Annotated in this window: 21 protein-coding genes; 12 read left to right on the top strand and 9 right to left on the bottom strand. The window is 65.8% G+C overall.

The genetic code is table 11. The annotated features are described in order from the left end of the window. The first annotated feature begins 2 nt into the window (after positions 1–2). The 3 genes from J0A91_RS13865 (at position 3) to J0A91_RS13875 (ending at position 2433) form a co-directional block, all read left to right on the top strand. Positions 3–356 (top strand): response regulator, encoded by a 354-nt coding sequence (locus J0A91_RS13865; RefSeq protein ID WP_069205408.1) that lies wholly within the window; start codon positions 3–5, stop codon positions 354–356. Positions 357–595: 239 nt separating this feature from the next. Beyond that, on the top strand, positions 596–1684 hold the full coding sequence (gene recA / locus J0A91_RS13870; protein ID WP_420852800.1) for a recombinase RecA: 1089 nt from the start codon (positions 596–598) through the stop codon (positions 1682–1684). A gap of 122 nt (positions 1685–1806) precedes the next feature. Beyond that, positions 1807–2433 (top strand): glutathione S-transferase family protein, encoded by a 627-nt coding sequence (locus J0A91_RS13875; RefSeq protein ID WP_069205409.1) that lies wholly within the window; start codon positions 1807–1809, stop codon positions 2431–2433. On the opposite strand, the gene J0A91_RS13880 is transcribed toward J0A91_RS13875, so the two are convergent. Continuing rightward, positions 2424–3740: a dicarboxylate/amino acid:cation symporter gene (locus tag J0A91_RS13880; protein ID WP_069205410.1), complete on the bottom strand. Its 1317-nt coding sequence runs from the start codon at positions 3738–3740 to the stop codon at positions 2424–2426. The two genes, J0A91_RS13875 and J0A91_RS13880, sit on opposite strands and share 10 nt — an antisense overlap. A 73-nt stretch (positions 3741–3813) precedes the next feature. Between J0A91_RS13880 and J0A91_RS13885 the strand changes: the two genes are divergently transcribed. Beyond that, positions 3814–5079, top strand: coding sequence for a M24 family metallopeptidase (locus J0A91_RS13885; RefSeq protein ID WP_069205411.1), 1266 nt, complete (start codon positions 3814–3816; stop codon positions 5077–5079). Positions 5080–5082: 3 nt separating this feature from the next. Here the strand turns inward: J0A91_RS13885 and J0A91_RS13890 are convergent, their stop codons facing one another. Beyond that, positions 5083–6534 carry a DUF1593 domain-containing protein gene (locus tag J0A91_RS13890; RefSeq protein ID WP_240502014.1) on the bottom strand — a complete coding sequence of 484 codons (1452 nt, stop codon included), beginning with the start codon at positions 6532–6534 and terminating at the stop codon, positions 5083–5085. 146 nt (positions 6535–6680) lie between these two features. Between J0A91_RS13890 and alaS the strand changes: the two genes are divergently transcribed. The 3 genes from alaS (at position 6681) to J0A91_RS13905 (ending at position 10676) form a co-directional block, all read left to right on the top strand. Continuing rightward, complete coding sequence (alaS, locus tag J0A91_RS13895) at positions 6681–9338, top strand: alanine--tRNA ligase (protein WP_069205412.1); 2658 nt, start codon at positions 6681–6683, stop codon at positions 9336–9338. A 190-nt stretch (positions 9339–9528) separates the two neighbouring features. After that, on the top strand, positions 9529–9750 hold the full coding sequence (locus J0A91_RS13900) for a hypothetical protein (protein WP_069205413.1): 222 nt from the start codon (positions 9529–9531) through the stop codon (positions 9748–9750). A gap of 41 nt (positions 9751–9791) precedes the next feature. Next, positions 9792–10676 carry a bestrophin family protein gene (locus J0A91_RS13905; protein ID WP_069205414.1) on the top strand — a complete coding sequence of 295 codons (885 nt, stop codon included), beginning with the start codon at positions 9792–9794 and terminating at the stop codon, positions 10674–10676. A 184-nt stretch (positions 10677–10860) separates the two neighbouring features. Here J0A91_RS13905 and rplI read toward each other — a convergent pair whose 3' ends face one another. The 4 genes from rplI to J0A91_RS13925 form a co-directional block, all read right to left on the bottom strand. Then, on the bottom strand, positions 10861–11451 hold the full coding sequence (gene rplI, locus J0A91_RS13910; RefSeq protein WP_069205415.1) for a 50S ribosomal protein L9: 591 nt from the start codon (positions 11449–11451) through the stop codon (positions 10861–10863). 12 nt (positions 11452–11463) lie between these two features. Then, positions 11464–11688, bottom strand: coding sequence for a 30S ribosomal protein S18 (gene rpsR / locus J0A91_RS13915; RefSeq protein ID WP_010543816.1), 225 nt, complete (start codon positions 11686–11688; stop codon positions 11464–11466). A gap of 13 nt (positions 11689–11701) precedes the next feature. Further along, positions 11702–12130: a 30S ribosomal protein S6 gene (rpsF, locus tag J0A91_RS13920; protein ID WP_069205416.1), complete on the bottom strand. Its 429-nt coding sequence runs from the start codon at positions 12128–12130 to the stop codon at positions 11702–11704. A gap of 155 nt (positions 12131–12285) precedes the next feature. Then, positions 12286–12666 (bottom strand): RcnB family protein, encoded by a 381-nt coding sequence (locus J0A91_RS13925; protein WP_240502015.1) that lies wholly within the window; start codon positions 12664–12666, stop codon positions 12286–12288. Positions 12667–12837: 171 nt separating this feature from the next. Between J0A91_RS13925 and fabD the strand changes: the two genes are divergently transcribed. The 5 genes from fabD (at position 12838) to mltG (ending at position 17328) form a co-directional block, all read left to right on the top strand. Further along, on the top strand, positions 12838–13773 hold the full coding sequence (gene fabD, locus J0A91_RS13930) for an ACP S-malonyltransferase (RefSeq protein WP_069205417.1): 936 nt from the start codon (positions 12838–12840) through the stop codon (positions 13771–13773). A 93-nt stretch (positions 13774–13866) separates the two neighbouring features. Beyond that, positions 13867–14604, top strand: a complete 738-nt coding sequence (gene fabG / locus J0A91_RS13935; RefSeq protein ID WP_069205418.1) for a 3-oxoacyl-[acyl-carrier-protein] reductase — start codon at positions 13867–13869, stop codon at positions 14602–14604. 118 nt (positions 14605–14722) lie between these two features. Further along, a complete protein-coding gene (locus J0A91_RS13940) occupies positions 14723–14959 on the top strand; it encodes an acyl carrier protein (protein ID WP_069207325.1) in 237 nt (78 codons plus the stop codon). Between the two features lie 138 nt (positions 14960–15097). Continuing rightward, the gene (gene fabF, locus J0A91_RS13945) at positions 15098–16357 is read left to right on the top strand and encodes a beta-ketoacyl-ACP synthase II (protein WP_069207326.1); all 1260 of its coding nucleotides are present in this window, start codon (positions 15098–15100) and stop codon (positions 16355–16357) included. 5 nt (positions 16358–16362) lie between these two features. Further along, complete coding sequence (gene mltG / locus J0A91_RS13950) at positions 16363–17328, top strand: endolytic transglycosylase MltG (protein WP_069205419.1); 966 nt, start codon at positions 16363–16365, stop codon at positions 17326–17328. A gap of 18 nt (positions 17329–17346) precedes the next feature. Here mltG and eda read toward each other — a convergent pair whose 3' ends face one another. From eda to edd, 3 genes are read right to left on the bottom strand one after another with little or no spacing between them, the layout of a single operon-like run. After that, on the bottom strand, positions 17347–17931 hold the full coding sequence (gene eda / locus J0A91_RS13955; protein WP_069207328.1) for a bifunctional 4-hydroxy-2-oxoglutarate aldolase/2-dehydro-3-deoxy-phosphogluconate aldolase: 585 nt from the start codon (positions 17929–17931) through the stop codon (positions 17347–17349). Positions 17932–17948: 17 nt separating this feature from the next. Next, entirely contained in the window at positions 17949–18917 is a 969-nt protein-coding gene (gene glk, locus J0A91_RS13960; RefSeq protein WP_069207327.1) for a glucokinase, read from the bottom strand. Further along, on the bottom strand, positions 18917–20731 hold the full coding sequence (gene edd, locus J0A91_RS13965) for a phosphogluconate dehydratase (protein WP_069205420.1): 1815 nt from the start codon (positions 20729–20731) through the stop codon (positions 18917–18919). The genes glk and edd overlap by 1 nt, the downstream gene beginning before the upstream one ends. Between the last annotated feature and the right edge of the window lie 63 nt (positions 20732–20794).

Consider the following 20794-nt stretch of genomic DNA (forward strand, 5'->3'; position numbering starts at 1 on the left):
TCATGACCGCGCCGAAAAACATCCTGATCGTCGAGGACGAACCCCTCATCGCGATGATGCTCGAGGATTTCCTCGAAATTCTCGACAAGGTTGCGGTCGGCAGTGCCGATTGCGTATCGGGCGCGATGAGCCTGATCGAAGCCGGCGGCATCGATGCGGCGATCCTCGATCTCAATCTGCGCGGTGGCGAGACCAGCCTGCCGATCGCCGATGCGCTCGCGGCGGCGAACATCCCCTTCGTGTTCGCCACCGGCGGCTCGCACGACAGCGTCGCCGAACGCTTCCGTGATCGCCCCTCGCTCGCCAAGCCCTTCACGATGGACGGCGTGGCAAAGGCTTTGGAAGCGCTGGCCTAATCCCGTCGCCCCGGCGAAGGCCGGGGCCGCTGAATGTGGCGCGGAACCACCGCAAAACACCACCCCACTCGCCCTGAGCGAAGTCGAAGGGTGTGCCCCTGCGCGCCACCCCGCCAAGCGCGCGCACGATTTCCAACAAAATTCTCCGTTCCGCTCTTGTTCCAAAAGAACAAATAGGATACGCAGCTTCCAACACGCATTGAATGCGCAGGCACATCGGTTTAGCGACGGAGGCTATCTTGGCGGCATCTTTGAAGGTCATCGACACCAAAATGGCAGCATCCAACACAAAGGCCGCTGATGAGCGGCAAAAAGCACTCGAAGCCGCGCTCGCGCAGATCGACCGTGCGTTCGGCAAGGGTTCGGCGATGCGGCTCGGATCGAAGGAGACGATGCAGGTCGAGACGATCTCGACCGGCTCGCTCGGCCTCGACATCGCGCTCGGCGTCGGCGGCCTCCCGCGCGGCCGCGTGATCGAGATTTACGGCCCGGAAAGCTCGGGCAAGACCACGCTCGCGCTTCACGTCATCGCCGAGGCGCAGAAGGGCGGCGGCACCGCCGCCTTCGTCGATGCCGAGCATGCGCTCGATCCGGTCTATGCCAAGAAGCTCGGCGTCAACATCGACGAGCTGATCGTCTCGCAGCCCGACACCGGCGAGCAGGCGCTCGAGATCGTCGATACTTTGGTGCGCTCGAACGCGATCGACGTGCTGGTGGTCGATTCGGTCGCGGCCTTAGTGCCGCGTGCCGAAATCGAGGGCGAGATGGGCGACAGCCATGTCGGCCTCCAGGCCCGCCTGATGTCGCAGAGCTTGCGCAAGCTCACCGGCTCGATCAGCCGCTCGCGCTGCATGGTGATCTTCATCAACCAGCTCCGCATGAAGATCGGCGTGATGTACGGCAACCCGGAGACGACCACCGGCGGCAACGCGCTGAAATTCTACGCCTCGGTCCGCCTCGACATCCGCCGCACCGGGCAGATCAAGGATCGCGAGGAGATCATCGGCAACACCACCCGCGTCAAGGTCGTCAAGAACAAGGTCGCGCCGCCGTTCAAGCAGGTCGAATTCGACATCATGTACGGGCAGGGCGTCTCCAAGATCGGCGAAATCCTCGATCTCGGCGTCAAGGCCGGCCTCGTCGAGAAATCGGGCGCATGGTTCAGCTACGACAGCGTCCGCATCGGCCAGGGCCGCGAAAACTCGAAGAATTTCCTCAAGGAAAACAGCGAGATGTGCGATCGTCTCGAAAAGGCCATCCGCAGCCGCACCGACAAGGTCGCCGAAGAGATGATGGCCGGCCCCGAGGACGACGACGTCGATATGTGAGCAACCTTAGCGATTTTTAACGCGGCGTTCGTCCAGCGTCGCAAAGCCCGGAAAGGCCCGCCCACGTCGCGGGCCTTTCAGCGTGGTGGAACCGATCGCATCGATCCGCGATTGAGAGCGCCATGACGATCATTGTTCACCACCTCGAAAATTCGCGCTCGCAGCGAATCCTCTGGCTGCTCGAAGAACTCGAACTGCCATACGAAGTCCGCCGCTACGCGCGCGACCCCAAGACGATGCTCGCGCCCGAAGCGCTCAAACGCCTCCATCCGCTCGGCAAGTCGCCGATGATCGAGGACGACGGCCGCGTCCTCGTCGAGACGGGCGCGATCGTCGAATATCTCGTCGAGAAAGGCGACGGCCGCTTCGCCGCGCCAGCGCACCGCGATGCGGCGCTTCGCTACCGCCAATTCCTCCACTACGCCGAAGGCTCGCTAATGCCGCCGCTCTTCGTGCTGCTCGTCCTCAGCCGCGTGCCGCTGTTCGGCCGCACCGCGCGTCGGCGCTTCCAGCCGATGGTCGACGTCCATCTCGACTATGTCGAAACCGTTCTCGCGACTCAGCCGTGGTTCGCCGGCGACACGATCACCGGCGCTGACATCATGATGAGTTTTCCGCTCGAAGCCGCCCGCAGCCGCGCCGGCCTCGACGCCTCACGCCCGGCGACGATCGCCTGGCTCGACCGCATCCACGCGCGCCCCGCCTATCAGGCCGCGCTCGCCCAGGGTGGGCCTTACGCCTACGCGTGACGCGTGAAGCCGTGGCTCGGCGCATGCGGCGGCTCGATCTCGGCCGGCTCGGGCGGATCGAGGTCGCCCTCCCACCGCGCCACCACGCTCGCCGCGATCGCATTGCCGACGACGTTGGTGGCCGAACGCCCCATGTCGAGAAACTGATCGACACCGATGATGAGCAGCAACCCGGCCTCGGGTATGCCGAACTGCCCGAGCGTCGCGGCGATCACGACGAGGCTCGCGCGCGGCACGCCGGCGATCCCCTTCGAGGTCACCATCAGCGTGAGCAGCATCGCGATCTGTGTGCCGAGCGCCAGGTGGATGCCATAAGCCTTGGCGATGAACAGCGACGCGAACGTCATGTACATCATCGAGCCGTCGAGGTTGAACGAATAGCCGAGCGGCAGCACGAAGCTCGCGATCTTGGCAGGAACGCCGAACCGGTCGAGCGCCTCCAGCGTGCGCGGGAACGCCGCTTCGGACGACGCGGTCGAGAAGGCGAGCAGCGCCGGCTCGCGGATGTAGCGAAACAACATGCCCGCACGCCGCCCGATCACCGCGAAGGCGAGCACACCCAGTACGATCCACAGCGTCGCCAGCCCGAAATACACGCTCCCCATAAAATAGGCGAGTTTGAAGATCAGCCCCGGGCCATGTTCGGTCAGCGCCGCCGTGATCGCCGAGAACACCGCGATCGGCGCGAGTCGCATCACGTAGTCGGTGATCTGCAACATCACTGCGGCAAGCCCCTCGGCCGCTGTCACCAACGGCGCGGCGCGCTCGCCGACGGCGGTGATCGCGACCCCGAAGAACACCGAGAAGATCACGATCTGGAGGATTTCGTTGGTCGCCATCGCCTCGACGATCGAACTCGGCACGATATGCGTGATGATCTTGGCGAGATCGAACCCGCTCGCGTCGAGCCCGACCGCGGCGTTGACGGGCGGCGGCGTCAGATGCGGGCTGAGTCCCAGCATGTCGCCGAGGTCCGAAGTGAGATGGAACAGCAGCAGCCCGAGCGTCAGCGATACGAGGCTTGCGCCGATGAACCACCCGACCGCCTTCAGCCCCACCCGCCCGAGCGCACCGGTATCGCCCATGTGCGCGATGCCGACCACCAGCGTCGAGAACACCAGCGGCGCGATGATCATCTTGATGAGGCGCAGGAACACCGTCGTCAGGATCGAGAACCAGCCAGCGATGCCCTTGAGCCGCGCGGTCGCTTCCGGCGTGCCATTGTCGATCCCGGCGTGGATCGCCCAGCCGAGCACGATGCCGAGCACCAGCCCGCCGAGAATGTACCACGTCAACCGCTTCGCCAAGTCTGTTCTCCCGCTAGCCCCTCGCATAGCAAGGGCATTGCCCCGGCGCCGTCAAGCGCCCTATCGTGTTCCGATGCAGCAAGATAGTTTCTCAGGCCGTCGTCGCGTGTTGAAGATAGCGGGGGCCTTGCCCTTGCTCGCCGCCGCGCATGCCGTTCGCGCGGCCGAGCCGGATCTCGCCGGTCTCGCCGACATTACGAAAGACGTGGCCCCGATCACCGCCACCGAGCGGCTCGCGCGGATCGCCCGCGCGCAGGCGCTGATGAAGGCGAACGGCATCGGTGCGGTGCTTGTCGAGGCGGGATCGTCGCTGGTCTATTTCACCGGCGTCGAATGGCACCGCAGCGAGCGGCTGACGGCTGCGGTTCTGCCAGCCGAGGGCGATCCCTGCATCGTCACGCCGTTTTTCGAGGAACCCTCGGTCCGCCAGACGCTCGCGATTCCGTGCGATGTGCGAGTCTGGCAGGAGGATGAAGACCCGCTCAAGCTGGTCGCCGGCTTCTTGCGCGAGCGTGGGCTCGCCGGGCGATCGGTCGGGATCGAGGAGACGGTGCGCTATTTCGCGGTCGATGGCCTCGCGCGTGCGTTGCCCGATGCGAAGATCGTTTCGTCCAATCCGGTCGTGCGCGGCTGCCGGATGGTGAAGACCGCGCCCGAGATCGCACTGATGCAGCGCGCCACCGACGTGACGATCGCCGCCTACCGCTGGGTTCATCGGCGCATCGAGAAAGGCATGACGCGCGAGCAGATCGCCGCGCTGATGAACGCCGCCACGCGCAAGCTTGGCGGCGATCCCGAATTCGCGCTGGTGCTGATCGGCGAAGCGGCCGCCTATCCGCACGGCAGCCGCGCGCCGCAGGTTGTGGCGGACGGGCAAGTGGTGCTGATGGACTGCGGCTGCACGGTGCAGGGCTATCAGTCCGACGTGTCGCGTACCTTCGTGTTCGGCGCCGCCAGCAAGGAGCAACGCACGGTCTGGGAGCATGTCCGCGCCGGCCAGGCGAAGGCGTTCGCCGCGGCGCGGATCGGCACGCCGGCAGGCGCGGTCGACGATGCGGTGCGCGGCTTCTACGAAAGCCTCGGTTACGGACCGCGCTACCGCCTGCCGGGGCTGTCGCACCGCACCGGCCACGGCATCGGGCTCGACGGGCATGAACCGGTCAATCTCGTCCACGGCGAGACGACGCCGCTCGCGGCCGGCATGTGCTTTTCGGACGAGCCGGGGCTGTATCTCCCCGGAAAGTTCGGCGTTCGGCTTGAAGATTGTTTCCACATGACCCCGACGGGGCCGAAATGGTTCTCGGTCCCGCCCGTCTCGATCGACGAGCCGCTGGGGTGACGATCAGGGCGTGATCGTTACGATCACGCGCTTGTAGCGGGATAGCGGCGGCGTGCCCTTGTCGGTCACGCGCACGATGAAATGCGCCTCGCGCGGTTCGGTGACGGTGGGCGCGGTGAAGTCGACCGTGTGGATGTTGGCGGCGATGCCGTTGAGGATCGGCGTCTGCCAATGGCCGATCTCCTGATAGTGGAACCATTGGAAGCTCAGGCTGTCGCCATCGGGGTCGGTGCTGTCGGCCGCGCTCAACACGAAGCGCTGGCCCGACTTCACGGTCAGCCGATCCGGCCCGGCGAGCCGTACTTCCGGCGGGTGGTTCGCTTGCGAGAACGGCCGCACCGTCCATTCGATGCGCGCGGCGAAATCGTTCTGGATGTCGTCGCGCCAGCGCCATAGCCCGGCGCGGAAATCCTTGATCTGCCGGTCGCCGGGGGTGGTTGCGCGACCGAATTCGCGCGCGACCTGCGGCGTGAAACTGTCGATCGCGTTGGTCCAGATCGGACGCGTCTCCGGCGCGATCGTCACCCCGCTGAACCCGCTCGGATCGGTCGTCGCGACAGGAGGGGTGTAGAGTTCGTACCGGCCGCCCCAGCCGCCCCAATCGGGGTGATCGGGATTGCTCAAGCCGTTGGGGATCAGCGACAGGAAAGCAGGCGTGTCGCCTTCCATGCCATAGGATACATCGGGATAGATCGCGCCGAACGGCCCATGCCCTTGCTGGATGTTGTCGCGCAGCCAGGCATTGCTGATCGTGTGGTTGTCCGCGCCGTCGATCAGCGTGTGGATGCCGGTCCAGGTGCCGGCGCCATAGCCGCCCGGGCTGACGACGTAGAACAGATCGGGGAAGGTCTTGCGGAGCCACGCGCCGGCATCATCCTGATCGGAGATCGTGTAGATCCGCAGCTTCGCGATCAACCGCCGCGCCACGTCCGGCGAACGCGTTTCGCGGATCGTGTACAGCGCCTGCGCGAGCGTGTTGGCGCCGCCCCACACCGAAATCCACAGCGGGCGCGGGTCGTTGCGCTCCATTGCCTCGACGATCAGACGCGACCCGGTCGTGTCCTTGCCGGCGCCGACCAGCGCCATGCCATAGCCGGGCTGGCCTTCGCGCACGAGTGCGCGAAGGCGGTCGGGCGTCGGATAGCCGGCCTCGTGCTTCGACAGGTTGGGCTGCACCTTGGCATAGGCCGCGATGATGCGGCGAATCGAGTCGGGATGGATCGCCGTCTTCATGTGGATCGAGGTCGTCGCGACCAAACCTTCGAGGTCGATCTCGTTCGAATAGAGAAACAGCCGAACGAAGGATTGCGTATCGTCGGGATCGGCCTCGATGTCGCTCAGCACGATCAGGCGTTGCCGCTCGGTCGGGGCCGGTAGCGGCGCTTGCGCGGCGACGGGGGCGGCCGCGACGGCAAATGGCATCGTGATCGCAAGCAGGACTGCCAATTTTCGCAAGATCTTCTCCCTGTGCGCCTGGTGTCGTCGGGTGGCGGCTTGGCCTTACAGCCGGTGGATTGCCGTTGCCAGCAAAGCGAAGATGCACGGCTCGTCGCGACAGCGCCACGCTTGAGAAGATGTGCGGCCTCGCCTAAGTCGGCGGGATGATCTCGACAAACGACATTCGCCGCAGCTTCCTCGACTATTTCGAGCGCGAGGGGCACGCCCGCATCCAGTCCGCGCCGCTGGTGCCGCAGAACGATCCGACGCTGATGTTCGTGAATGCCGGCATGGTGCCGTTCAAGAACGTGTTCACCGGGCTGGAGAGCCGGCCTTACTCGACCGCGACCTCCTCGCAGAAATGCGTGCGCGCCGGCGGCAAGCATAACGATCTCGACAATGTCGGCTACACCGCGCGGCACCACACGTTCTTCGAGATGCTGGGCAATTTCTCGTTCGGGGATTATTTCAAGGAGCGTGCGATCACGCTCGCCTGGAACCTGTTGACGAAGGAATGGGGTATCCCGGCGGAGAAGCTGACCGTCACGGTGTACCATACCGATGACGAGGCGTTCGATCTGTGGCGCAAGATCGCGGGTCTGCCCGAGGATCGCATCATCCGCATCGCCACCAACGACAATTTCTGGTCGATGGGCGACACCGGGCCGTGCGGGCCGTGCAGCGAGATCTTCTACGATCACGGCGACCACATCTGGGGTGGTCCTCCCGGTAGCCCCGAGGAAGATGGCGACCGCTTCGTCGAGATCTGGAACCTGGTGTTCATGCAATATGAGCAGGTCGACAAGGAGACGCGCAATCCACTGCCGCGCCCGTCGATCGACACCGGCATGGGGCTGGAGCGAGTCGCCGCTGTCCTGCAGGGCGTCACCGACAATTACGATACCGACACCTTCAAGGCGCTGATCGCCGCCTCGGTCGCGCTGACCGGCACTCAGGCAGAGGGCGACGCCAAGGCCAGCCACCGCGTCATCGCCGATCATCTGCGCTCGTCGGGATTCCTGATCGCCGACGGCGTGCTGCCGGCGAGCGAAGGGCGCGGCTATGTGCTGCGCCGGATCATGCGGCGGGCGATGCGGCATGCGCATCTGCTCGGCGCGAAAGACCCGCTGATGCATCGGCTGGTGCCGTCGCTCGTCGCGGAGATGGGCGCAGCCTTCCCTGAGCTGGTGCGCGCGCAGCCGCTGATCGAGGCGACGTTGCTCCAGGAGGAAACGCAGTTCCGCCGCACGCTGACCAACGGGTTGCGGCTGCTGGACGAGGCGACCGCCGGGCTCGGCGAAGGCGCGGTCCTGCCCGGCGAAACCGCGTTCAAGCTCTACGACACGTTCGGATTCCCTTACGATCTCACCGAGGATGCGCTGCGTCCGCAGGGGATCAGCGTCGATCGCGCCGGCTACGATGCGGCGATGGCCGAGCAGAAGCGTGCGGCGCGGGCTGCCTGGAAAGGTTCGGGCCAGCGCGCTTCGGACGATCTGTGGTTTGACATCGCCGAGGCGTTCGGCAGCACCGAATTCATCGGCTATGCGACCGATGCCGGCGAGGGGCAGGTCATCGCGATCATCAAGGACGGCGCGCGGGTGGAACGAGCCGAGGCGGGCGACACGGTCGACATCCTCGTCAACCAGACGCCGTTCTATGGCGAGAGCGGCGGCCAGATGGGCGATGCCGGCACGATCACCGGCGATGCCGTCTCGATCACCGTCGAAGATACCGCCAAGCCGCTCGGCCGGCTGTTCGCGCATCGCTCGCGGATCGACAGCGGCGCGGTCGCGGTCGGCGATACCGTGCGGCTGGCGATCGATGTCGATCGTCGTGCCCGCATCCGCGCCAACCACAGCGCGACTCACCTGCTGCACGCGGCGCTGCGACGGCGGCTCGGGGGGCATGTCACGCAGAAAGGGAGCCTCGTTGCCGAGGATCGGCTGCGCTTCGATTTCTCGCACAACAGTGCAATGACGCCGCAGGAAATCGCCGATGTCGAGGCCGATGTGAACCGGCACATCCGTGGCAACGACGCGGTGACGACGCGGCTGATGACTCCCGACGACGCGATCGCTGCCGGTGCGATGGCGCTGTTCGGCGAAAAGTACGGCGACGAGGTTCGCGTGCTGTCGATGGGCCGCGACGCCGATGCCAGCTATTCGGTCGAACTGTGCGGCGGCACGCACGTCAACGCGCTCGGTGACATCGCCTTGTTCGAGATCGTCTCGGAAAGCGCGGTGTCGAGCGGGGTGCGCCGGATCGAGGCGCTGACCGGCGAGGCGGCACGCGCCTATCTCAGCGCGCGCGACGAGAAACTGCGCGAAGCTGCTGCAGCGCTCAAGGCGACGCCGGACGACGTGCCCGCCCGCGTGGCGGCGCTGGTCGAGGAGCGCCGTAAGCTCGAACGCGAATTGGCTGAGGCGAAGAAGGCGCTCGCGCTCGGCGGCGGTGCTGGCGCCGCGCCGGCGGGGCCGGAGCAGATCGGTGGCGTCAATTTCGTGGGGCAGGTGATCGAAGGCCTCGATCCCAAGTCGCTTCGCGGCGCGGTCGACGATGTTAAGGGACGAATCGGTTCGGGCGTGGCGATGATCGTAGCGGTCAACGAAGGCCGTGCCTCGGTTGCCGTCGGGCTGACGGCGGATGTGGCCGAATCGCGCAGCGCGGTCGATCTGCTGCGTATCGCAGTCGCGGTGCTGGGCGGGCAGGGCGGTGGTGGCCGGTCCGACATGGCGCAGGGTGGCGGCCCGGATGGCGCAAAAGCGGTCGACGCTGTCGCTGCGGTCCGCGCCGCGCTGGCCGAGGAACATGCGCCGGCCTGAGCGGGTGTGACGGTTCGGGGAGCGCACAACGGTTCCCGAACCGGCCTCGGTTGCGGTTTGTCGCGGTTCGACCTGAATACATTGCGTTTTGTCGCAATGCTGCGGTGCAGCAATATAACGTTACGCCTGGTTCATGCGCGGCCCGACGGTCCTCCCTAGCTTGGCGGTGCCGTGACAATGGAGGACATTCATGCACCAACCCGACGATCGTAACCATCACGCCGCCCTCGAAACCTGGCGCGGGTCGTGGAAATTTCTCGCCTTCGGTCTGGTCGTTCTCGCCTATCTCGTCGCGATCGAGCGGCCGCAATGGTTCGTCCTGCGTCCTGCCACGGGCACTGCGATCGCGCTTGCCAGCTCCGCCGAAGCCGGCGCCGCGAAGAAGGGCGACGCCGATCCGGCGAAGCCGTGATAGGCAAAGCACGTCCAGTTTGTTTCGCAGGTTGAGGCTCTATGATCGTTACTGCCGTCCCCGGCGCCAAACAGGTGATCCGGGAAATCTGGAAGCCGCTCGCAGTGTTGTTCGTATGGGACGTCACCGTCACCGCGACCTATTATGTCCTGCCCTTCACCGCGCCGTCGCTGCCGCTGACCCTGTTCGGCTCGGCGCTGGCGCTGGTGCTGGGTTTCCGCAGCAACTCGGCCTATCAGCGCTGGTGGGAAGGGCGCATGATGTGGGGGCTGATGATCAACGCCAGCCGCAGCCTGGCGCGGCAGGCGCGCAACTTCCTGCCAGAAGAGGCCACGGACCTGAAGCGGACGATCGTCCTGCGCCAGATCGCCTATGTCAACGCGCTGCGCTGCCAGTTGCGCCGCCAGAAGCCGGACACGGACGTACTGCGCTTCCTCTCCGAAGGCGAAGCAACGCCGGCGCTGAAGCGTACCAACGTCGCGAATGGCATTGTCGATGGCACCGGGCGGCGCATCGACATCGCCCGGCGTCAGGGGCTGATCGACACGATCCAGCAGGCCGCGATGGAAAATGTGCTGGTCGATATCGCCAACGCGCAAGGCGGGATGGAACGGCTGAAGAACACGCCGCTGCCCAACCAGTACCGTTTCTTCCCGATGGTGTTCACGCATATGCTGTGCATCCTGCTGCCGATCGGTCTGGTCGAGACGCTGGGTTTCGCGACCCCGCTTGGATCGACGATCGCGGGGCTGATGTTCCTTGCGATTCTGGCGATCGGCGACGATCTCGTCGATCCATTCGCCAACACGCTGCACGATGTTCCGCTCTCGGCGATGTGCCGCACGATCGAGATCGATTTGTTGCAGGCGATCGGCGACGAGGCGCCGGAGCCGCTCGCTCCAGATAAGGACGGCGTGCTGTGGTGAGCGCGGATCGCCTCTATGCGTCACCCCAGCGAAAGCTGGGGTATTCTCGTGATGGCGAGCGCTCCCGCTGGGAGAGATGCCAGCTTGCGCTGGCATGACGTTTGGGTGGTGAACGTTCGTCAAAAGGAAAGGGCCGCCCGGATCACTCCGGACGGCCCTTTTCTGTACCTGACGGCGAAGGCGATCAGCCCTCGGTCGGCTCCTCGGCGGAAACCTCGGCGGTCGCGCCTGGTTCTGCGTTGGGATCATAGGCTTCGACGAAGCCGGCCTCGTCCTTCTCGAACATGGCCGACATGACATCGACGCCCTGCGCCTGCATTTCGGCTTCTTCGGGCGAACGCGCGATATTGATCTTGACCGTCACCGACACCTCGGGGTGCAGCGCGACCTTGACCTCGTACAGCCCGATCGCCTTGATCGGCTTGTTGAGCACGATCGCCGCCTTCGGCACCTTGTGGCCCTCGGCCTCGAGCGCCTCGATCAGATCGCGCACCGCGACCGAACCGTAGAGCTGGCCGGTGTTCGACGACTGACGGATCAGCGTGATCGTCAGGCCGTCGATCGTCTTCGACTCCTTCTCGGCCTCGCCACGCTTCGCGGCATTCTCGGCCACGATGCGCTCACGGTTCTTTTCGAACACCTTGCGGTTGGCTTCGTTCGAGCGAAGCGCCTTCTTGTTCGGCAGCAGGAAGTTGCGGGCGAAACCGTCCTTCACCTTCACCACGTCGCCGATGTTGCCGAGCTTTTCGACTCGTTCCAGCAGGATCACATCCATGTGGGTCGCTCCTTACTTAACGATGTAGGGCAGCAGGCCCAGATGACGGGCGCGCTTGATCGCCTGGGCGAGCTCGCGCTGCTTCTTCGCGCTCACCGAGGTGATGCGCGAGGGGACGATCTTGCCGCGCTCGGACACGAAGCCCTGGAGCAACCGGACGTCTTTGTAATCAATCCGGGGAGCGTCTTTTGCGGAGAACGGGCAGCTCTTGCGGCGGCGGAAAAATGGGCGTGCCATTGTCTATAACTCCTTATTCGCCGTCGAAATCGCGACGCGGGCGCTCGCTGCGCTCACCACGGTCGGGACGATCACCGCCACGGCCACCTTCACGGTCGCCACGACGTTCGCGGTCCCGCTCGCTCTTGCGCATCATCACGGTCGGGCCGGCTTCCAGCTCGTCGACCTTGACGGTCATGTAGCGGATGATGTCTTCGTTGATCTGGATCTGGCGTTCCAGCTCGACGACGACCGAGCCGGGGGCGTCGATCTCGAGCATCACGTAATGCGCCTTGCGGTTCTTCGCGATCTTGTACGCGAGGCTGCGCAGGCCCCAGGTCTCGGTCTTGACGACCCGACCATTGTTGTCCTGAATGATCTTGGTGGCGATTTCCGCCAGTGCATCCACCTGCGCCTGTGCCAGATCCTGGCGCGCAAGGAACACATGCTCGTACAGAGCCATGCGTGCATTACCTTTATCTTGGCCGATCGCTGACGCCCGCACCATGCGAACGCCCCTCCGACTGTCGTCTTCAATAGCAACCGGGGCGGAAAGCGTGCGCCTTCCACCCCGGAGCGTGGTTCCTTAGCGATTTTGGCGCAGGAAGCAAGTGTTCCTTAGTTGAAAGCGCCCGCCAGCACCGCGCCGATCAGCCCGCCTGAGACGGCGACGAGCACCGCGTCATTGCCCGAACGCACCCAATGATAGCCGCGCGGCGGCGCATAGAGGCGACGGCCGCGATAGGCCCGCCAGTCGTTGATCTCGCGATAGTTCTGCGCATAGCGGTGATCGAAGCGCTGGCCCTTGTTCCAGCGGCGATACGGATTGCGGTTGTTGACGACCGTGCGGTGCGTGACGGTGCGGCCATGCGGTCCCTCGCGGACGATGGTGGTGCGGCGCTCCTGGTGATCCTGACGGCCCTGCGCCTCGGCGGGTGCCATCGCGATCGGACTGGCGAGGATCGATGTTGCCAGCGCGGCGAGGATGAACTTTTTCACGTTTCAGCTCCTGTTTTTCAACGGCGCCTTCTCCCGGCGTCGAGAGCAATCTAGGGTGCGATTGTATCAGGCCCGTCCCGACAAGAACGGTAAAGGGTCGCAAAGTGTGCCCGCTTGCGTAAGTTCGTTCAGGTTTCTAGGGCGACGCGCCTGATCTGAAGGACATGAACGATGCGGGCATTCATTTTTCCGGGGCAGGGCAGCCAGGCGGTCGGCATGGGCAAGGCGCTTGCCGAGGCGAGCGCGGTCGCGCGCGAGGTCTTCCAGGAGGTCGATGACGCGCTCGGCCAGCATCTCTTCCGGCTGATGACCGAGGGGCCGGCGGAAGACCTGATGCTGACCGAAAATTCTCAGGCGGCGATCATGGCGAACGCCATCGCCACGTTGCGCGTGCTTGAGAAGGAAGGCGGCATCCGCCTCGCCGACAAGGCTGATTATGTCGCGGGCCATTCGCTCGGCGAATACACCGCTCTCTGCGCGGCGGGGGCGCTGGATTTGCCGACCACCGCGCTGCTGCTCAAGCATCGCGGCCTTGCGATGCAGGCGGCGGTGCCGGTGGGGGAGGGCGCGATGGCGGCGCTGCTTGGTGCCGACTTGGAGAAAGCGCGCATCATCGCCAACGCGGCGAGCGAAGGCGAGATCTGTACAGTCGCCAACGACAATGATCCTTCGCAGGTCGTGCTGTCGGGGGCGAAGGGCGCGATCGACCGCGTGATTGCGATTGCCAAGGAATTCGGGGCGAAGAAGGCGGTGTTGCTGCCGGTCTCCGCGCCGTTCCACTGCGCGCTGATGCAGCCTGCCGCCGACGCGATGGAAAAGGCGCTCGCCGAGGCGCGGATCGACGCGCCGCTGGTGCCGGTGTTCGCCAACGTGACGGCAAGCCCGGTCGGTGATCCCGACACGATCCGCCGGCTTCTTGTCGAGCAGGTGACGGGCATGGTGCGCTGGCGCGAATCGGTGCTGGCGATGGCCGATACCGGCGTGGAACGTTTCGTCGAGTTCGGCGCCAAGGTGCTGACCGCAATGGTCAAGCGCACCGCCGCCGATGTCGATACCATGAGTGTCGTGACGATGGCCGATATCGAAGCGCTGGCGAAAAGCTTGTAAGCGTCGCCCCGGCGAAGGCCGGGGTCGCTGCGTGGCGAACGCGCGCTCTACAACATAGCGGCCCCGGCCTTCGCCGGGGCGACGGAGGAATTGATGTTCGACCTTACAGGTATGACGGCGCTGGTGACCGGTGCGAGCGGGGGAATCGGGTCGGCGATCGCGCAGGCACTGGCCGGGCAGGGCGCCCGGCTGGCGGTCTCGGGGTCCAATGCTGACAAGCTGGAAGCGTTTCGCGCCAGCCTGGGGGACGAGCATGTCGCGCTGCCCTGCGATCTGTCCGATGCCGCGGCGGTGGATGGATTGGTGCCGCAGGCCGTGGCCGCGCTCGGCAAGCTCGACATTCTCGTCAACAACGCCGGCGTGACGCGCGACAACCTCATCCTGCGGATGAAGGATGATGAGTGGGATCAGGTGATCCGCGTCAATCTCGAGGCCGCGTTTCGGCTGATGCGCGCTGCCGCCAAGCCGATGATGAAGGCGCGCTTCGGCCGCATCATCTCGATCACCTCGGTCGTCGGCACGACCGGCAACCCCGGCCAGGCGAATTATGCTGCGTCCAAGGCCGGCATCGTCGGCATGTCCAAGGCGATCGGGCAGGAACTGGCTAGCCGCAACGTCACCGTCAATTGCGTCGCGCCCGGCTTCATCCGCACCGCGATGACCGACGTGCTGCCCGACGCGCAGAAGGATGCGCTCAACGCGAAGATACCGGCGGGCAAGATGGGCGAGGGGGCTGACATCGGCGCCGCCGTCGTCTACCTGGCCAGCAAGGAAGCGGGATACGTCACCGGCCAGACGTTGCACGTCAACGGCGGCATGGCGATGATCTGACGGGTCGGGTTGCGCTTCGGCGCTGCCCCGAAACGTCACAGCCCCTTGCGCGGGCCGGAACCGCGCTCTACGTGCAAACCGGTATTTAGACCCCACACTTCATGAGAGGGACATGAACATGAGCGAGACTGCCGATCGCGTAAAGAAGATCGTCGTCGAGCACCTCGGCGTCGAAGCCGACAAGGTGACGGAGGATGCGAGCTTCATCGATGATCTGGGCGCCGACAGCCTCGATATCGTTGAGCTCGTGATGGCGTTCGAAGAGGAGTTCGAAGTCGAAATCCCCGACGACGCCGCTGAGAAGATCGCGACCGTGAAGGATGCGATCACCTTCATCGACGAGCACAAGGGCTGATCGAGCGGGTACCGCCAGCGCGCGGTGCCCGGCCCGCATCGGGGCCTTGAGGATATAGGATCGGCTCCCCGTCCCAGGGTTCATATAGGGGCGGGGAGCCGTTTCGTTTTAAAGAGCAAATAAGAAACGGAGATGGCCATGCGCCGTGTCGTCGTAACCGGATTGGGCCTCGTCACGCCGCTTGGCGCGGATGTCGAGACCGCGTGGAGCAACCTCATCGCCGCGAAATCGGGCGCGGGCACGATCACGCGCTTCGACGCTACCGATTTCCAGATGAATTATGCCTGCGAGGTTAAGCCCGCCGGTCACGAATATGGCTTCGATCCCGGCAAGCGCGTCGATCACAAGGTCCAGCGCCAGGTCGATCCGTTTATCATCTACGGTATCGATGCCGCCGGGCAGGCGATCGAGGACGCGGGCCTTCTCGACATGACCGAGGAAGAGCGTTTCCGCGCTGGCTGTTCGATCGGCGCCGGGATCGGCGGTCTGCCGGGTATCGAGAGCGAATCGCTGGTGCTCGCCGCCAAGGGGCCGAAGCGGGTCAGCCCGCATTTCGTGCATGGCCGGCTGATCAATCTCATCTCGGGTCAGGTGTCGATCAAATACGGGCTGATGGGGCCGAACCATGCGGTCGTCACCGCCTGCTCGACCGGCGCGCACTCGATCGGCGATGCCGCGCGGATGATCGCGATGGACGATGCCGACGTGATGCTGGCGGGCGGTTCGGAGGGCGCGATCTGCCCGATCGGCATCGCCGGCTTCGCGCAGGCGCGCGCGCTTTCGACCGGCTTTCGCGACGAGCCATGGCGCGGCAGCCGTCCTTACGACCGCGACCGCGATGGCTTCGTGATGGGCGAGGGCGCTGGCGTGGTCGTGCTCGAGGAGTATGAACGCGCCAAGGCGCGCGGCGCGAAGATTTACGCCGAAGTGATCGGTTACGGCTTGTCGGGCGACGCGTACCACGTCACCGCGCCGCATCCCGAGGGCTCGGGCGCGTTCCGCTCGATGCAGATGGCGATGCGCAAGTCGGGTCTCGCGCTCGAGGACATCGATTATATCAACGCGCACGGCACCTCGACCCCGCTCGGCGACGAGCTCGAGCTCGGCGCGGTGCGCCGGCTGTTCGGCAGCGCGCTCGATGGCGTCTCGATGTCGTCGACCAAATCCGCGATCGGGCATCTGCTCGGCGGTGCGGGCGCAGTGGAGAGCATTTTCTGCATCCTCGCGATGCGCGACCAGATCGTGCCGCCCACGCTCAATCTCGACAATCCGAGCGAGAATTGCGTGGGCGTCGATCTGGTGCCCCACAAGGCCAAGGAGCGTAAGGTGAAGGCGGTGCTGAACAACTCGTTCGGCTTCGGCGGCACCAACGCCTCGCTGGTGATGAAGGCGATCTAGGCAAGGTGCGCAAGCTCGGCTGCTTCACGCTGCTGATCGTCCTGGCGGCGATCATCGGGTTCTTCGGCGTGCTGCATATGTGGTCGGGGCGCGGCCCGCTCACCCGCAACGTCACCGTAACGGTGGCGCAGGGCAGCACGCTGGCGGGCGCGTCCGAGCAATTGCAGAAGGCCGGGGCGATCACCTCGGCGAGCCGCTTTCGCATCCTCGCGAAAGTGCTGGGGGCGAGCGCGCCGATCAAGGCCGGCGAGTATCGCATACCGGCGCATCTCAGCCAGGCCGATATCCTGAAGCTGCTTCAGGGCGGTCGCACGCTCCAGCGCTTCGTGACGATCCCCGAGGGGCTTCCCTCGGTGATCGTCCGCGACGTGCTGATGAAGGCGACCGAACTCAAGGGCAATATCGCCGCGCCGGCCGAAGGCTCGGTGATGCCCGACAGCTACAGCTTCGATCGTGGGGATACCCGCGCCGGGATCGTCGCGCGGATGCAGAAGGCGATGAACCGTTACCTTGCCGACGCGTGGGCGAAGCGCGCGCCCGGTATCGTCGTGAAGACGCCGCGTGAGGCGCTGATCCTCGCGTCGATCGTCGAGAAGGAGACCGGCAAGCCGAGCGAGCGCAGCATGGTCGCTGCGGTGTATTCGAACCGACTCAAGCGCGGCATGATGCTTCAGGCCGATCCGACCATCATTTATCCGCACACCTTCGGCCGCCCGCTCGGACGGCGCATCCCGCCGCCGTGGATACATGAGGTCAATGCCTACAACACCTACGCGATGGTGGGGCTGCCAAGCGGACCGATCTGCAATCCCGGTCGGGCGAGCATCGACGCGGTGCTCAACCCGGCACGGTCGAACGCGCTGTACTTCGTGGCGGACGGATCGGGCGGGCATGTGTTCGCCGACACGCTCGACCAGCATAACGCCAATGTGATGAAGTGGCGGGCGTTCCGTAAGGAACACGGCATCTAAACGCCCGCCGGGGCCGGGTCAGCCGCGCAGCGCGACCGCCGCGCGGGCCTTGGCTTCGATTTCGGCCGGTGTTCCGCCGAGCACCCAGCTTCCGCCGACGCACAGGACGGGATCGAACGCCAGCCATTCGGGCGCAGTCGCTTCGGTGATGCCGCCGGTCGGGCAGAAGCTGCACTGGTTGAACGGCGCCGCGAGCGCCTTCAGCGCGGGCAGGCCGCCGGCCGCCATCGCCGGGAAGAACTTGAAATGCGTGAGGCCGAGATCCAGGCCGAGCATGATGTCGGCGGCATTGGCGGTGCCGGGCAGGAATGGCACGCCGCTGTCGATGATCGGGCGCGCGAGCCGCTCGGTCAGGCCGGGCGAGACGATGAACTCGGCGCCCGCGTCCATCGCCTGTGCGAACTGATCGGGGTTTATGACCGTGCCGGCGCCGACGATCGCGCCGGGCACCTGCTTCATCTCACGGATCGCGTCGAGCGCGGCGGGGGTGCGCAGCGTGACTTCGAGCACACGGATACCGCCCGCCACGAGCGCCTCGGCGATCGGGCGCGCGGTCGCGGCGTCGTCGATCACGATGACCGGAATGACGGGGGCGATCAGCATGAGGTCGCGGACAGTGGTCACTGGTGATGCTCCTGAGCAAAGGCGGCCGCGGCGCCGAACAGGCCGGGCTGGGGATGGGTTATGAGCTTGACGGGCAGCGCCTGCATCATCGCGCGGAAACGGCCCTTGGCCGCGAAGCGCTCGGCGAAGCCGGAGCGGACGATGTGATCCTTGATGCGCAGACCAAGGCCGCCGGCGATGACGACCGCCTTCGCGCCCTGGCAGATCGCGCGGTCGCCGGCGGTGGCGCCGAGCGCGAGGCAGAAGCGGTCGAGCGCGGCGAGCGCGAGGCTGTCATTGCCTTCGAGCGCCATCTGCCAGATCGCCTTGTCGTCGAGGCGCGCCACCGGGCGCCCGTCGATCTCGGCGAGCGTTTCGTAGATCGCGACGATGCCGGGGCCGGAGACGACTCGTTCGGACGACACGCGGCCGTGCAGCGTGCGCAGCCGCTTGAGCAATGCGTCCTCGAAACTGTCGAGCGGCGGGAAGTCGCTGTGGCCGCCTTCGGTTTCCAACACATGATAGCCGCGCTTCTCCCGCAGCACCTGCGCGACGCCGAGGCCGGTGCCGGGGCCGACGATCGAGATGATGCCGTGATCGGGCAGCGGCACGTCAGGGCCGGTGATATGTTCGAACATCTCTGGCCCGACCTGCGCGACGGCATGGCCGACCGCGCCGAAATCGTTGACGAGCACGAACTCGTCAACCTCGAGCCGCTCCTTCACCAGCCCGCGCCGGATGATCCACGGGTTGTTGGTGAGCTTGATGAGATCGCCATCGACCGGCGAGGCGACCGCGATAGCGGCGGCGCGCGGCATCGGCCGGTCAAGCGTCTTGCCGAACGCCTGCCAGGCGGTCTGGAGCGAGGCATGCTCTGCGGTCTTGAGCGTCACGGGTTCGCCAAGCGAGGCGACATGACCGCCTTCGACCTCGGCGATGGCGAAACGGGCGTGCGTACCCCCGATATCAACAGCAACGACCTGCATCATTCCATTCCCGCCAGTACGGCGCACGCGCCCTTTTCGGCCTCGTTGGCGAGGCTGCGGAACATGCCGAACAGCTCGCGGCCCATGCCCTCGGCGGGCGGTGGCGCCTCTACGGCCACGCGCGCGGCCCATTCGGCGGGATCGACCAGCGCAACCAGTTCGTTGGTTTCCGCCGACATCCGCACCACGTCGCCGTCGCGCAGCAACGCAAGCGGGCCGCCGCCGAGTGCCTCGGGCGAGCAGTGGATCGCGGCGGGCACCTTGCCGCTCGCGCCCGACATGCGCCCGTCGGTTACGAGTGCGACGCGGTAGCCGCGGTTCTGGAGCACGCCGAGCGCTGGCGTCAGCTTGTGGAGTTCGGGCATGCCGTTGGCACGCGGCCCCTGGAAGCGGACCACCACCACGACATCGCGATCGAGTTCGCCCGCCTGGAACGCGGCCTGCACCTCGGCCTGGGTCTGGAAGATGCGGCAAGGCGCCTCGATCGTCCAGCGGTCGCGATCCACAGCCGACACCTTGATGCAGCCGCGTCCAAGGTTACCGGTAAGGATGCGGAAGCCGCCCTCCTCGGAGAAGGGCGCCGCCGCCGGGCGCAGGATCGTGTCGTCGCCGCTCGCGCCGGGATCTTCCCAGATGAGGCCATCGCCGGCCACGACCGGGCGCTTGCCATACTCGGTCATGTCGCCGTGGCCGATCGTCAGCAGGTCGCGGTGGAGCAGACCGGCGTCGGCAAGTTCGCGGATCACGAACGGCATGCCGCCGGCATCCTCGAACCCGTTCACGTCGGCGGCGCCGTTGGGATAGACGCGCGCGATCAGCGGCACGCTGCGCGAGAGGCGGTCGAAATCCTCCCAGTCGATGACGATCCCGGCCGAGGCGGCAATCGCCGGCAGATGGATCAGATGGTTGGTCGAGCCGCCGGTGGCGAGCAGGCCGATCGCGGCGTTGACGATCGCCTTTTCGTCGACGCACAAGCCGATCGGGCGATAATCATTGCCGTCCCAGCCGATCTCGGCGAGGCGGTGGACTGCGGCGCGGGTGAGTTCCTGGCGCAGCTTGGTGCCGGGGTTGGCGAAGGCCGCTCCGGGGATGTGGAGGCCCATCATCTCCATCATCATCTGGTTCGAATTGGCGGTGCCGTAGAAGGTGCAGGTGCCCTTCGAATGATAGGCGGCGATCTCCGCGTCGAGCAGGTCGTCGCGGCCGACCTTGCCTTCCGCGAACGCCTCGCGCACCGCCGCCTTCTGCTTGTTGGGGATGCCGGTCGGCATCGGCCCGCCGGGGATCAGCACCATCGGCAGATGGCCGAAGCGCAAAGCCCCGATCAGCAGGCCGGGAACGATCTTGTCGCAGATGCCGAGCAACGCCGCGCCCTCGAACAGCCCGTGGCTGAGCGCGATTGCGGTGGAAAGCGCGATCGTGTCTCGGCTGAACAGCGACAATTCCATGCCGGCATAACCCTGAGTCACGCCGTCGCACATCGCCGGCACACCGCCGGCGACCTGCGCGGTCGCGCCCGCCTCGCGCGCCCAAACCTTCATCTGTTCGGGATAGCGATAATAGGTCGCGTGCGCCGAGAGCATGTCGTTGTACGAGGTGACGATGCCGATGTTCATCGCCTTGGCCACGCGCATCGCGTCGCGATCCTCCTCGGTGCCGGCGTAGCCGTGCGCGAGGTTGGCGCAGCTCAGTGCGGGGCGGGCGATATGCTGGTCGCGCTCGCGCCCGATCAAGCCGAGATAGGCGTCGCGCGTGCGCTTCGAACGGCTGATGATCCGGTCGGTGACGGCCGCGATCTCGGGGTGGAGCGTCATGATTTGAATGTCCCTTGGAGCGGGGAGGGCGCGCCTGCGCGCACCCCCCTCTTATCGCGCGAC

The organism is Sphingomonas panacis (assembly GCF_001717955.1).
Lineage (GTDB): Bacteria > Pseudomonadota > Alphaproteobacteria > Sphingomonadales > Sphingomonadaceae > Sphingomonas > Sphingomonas panacis.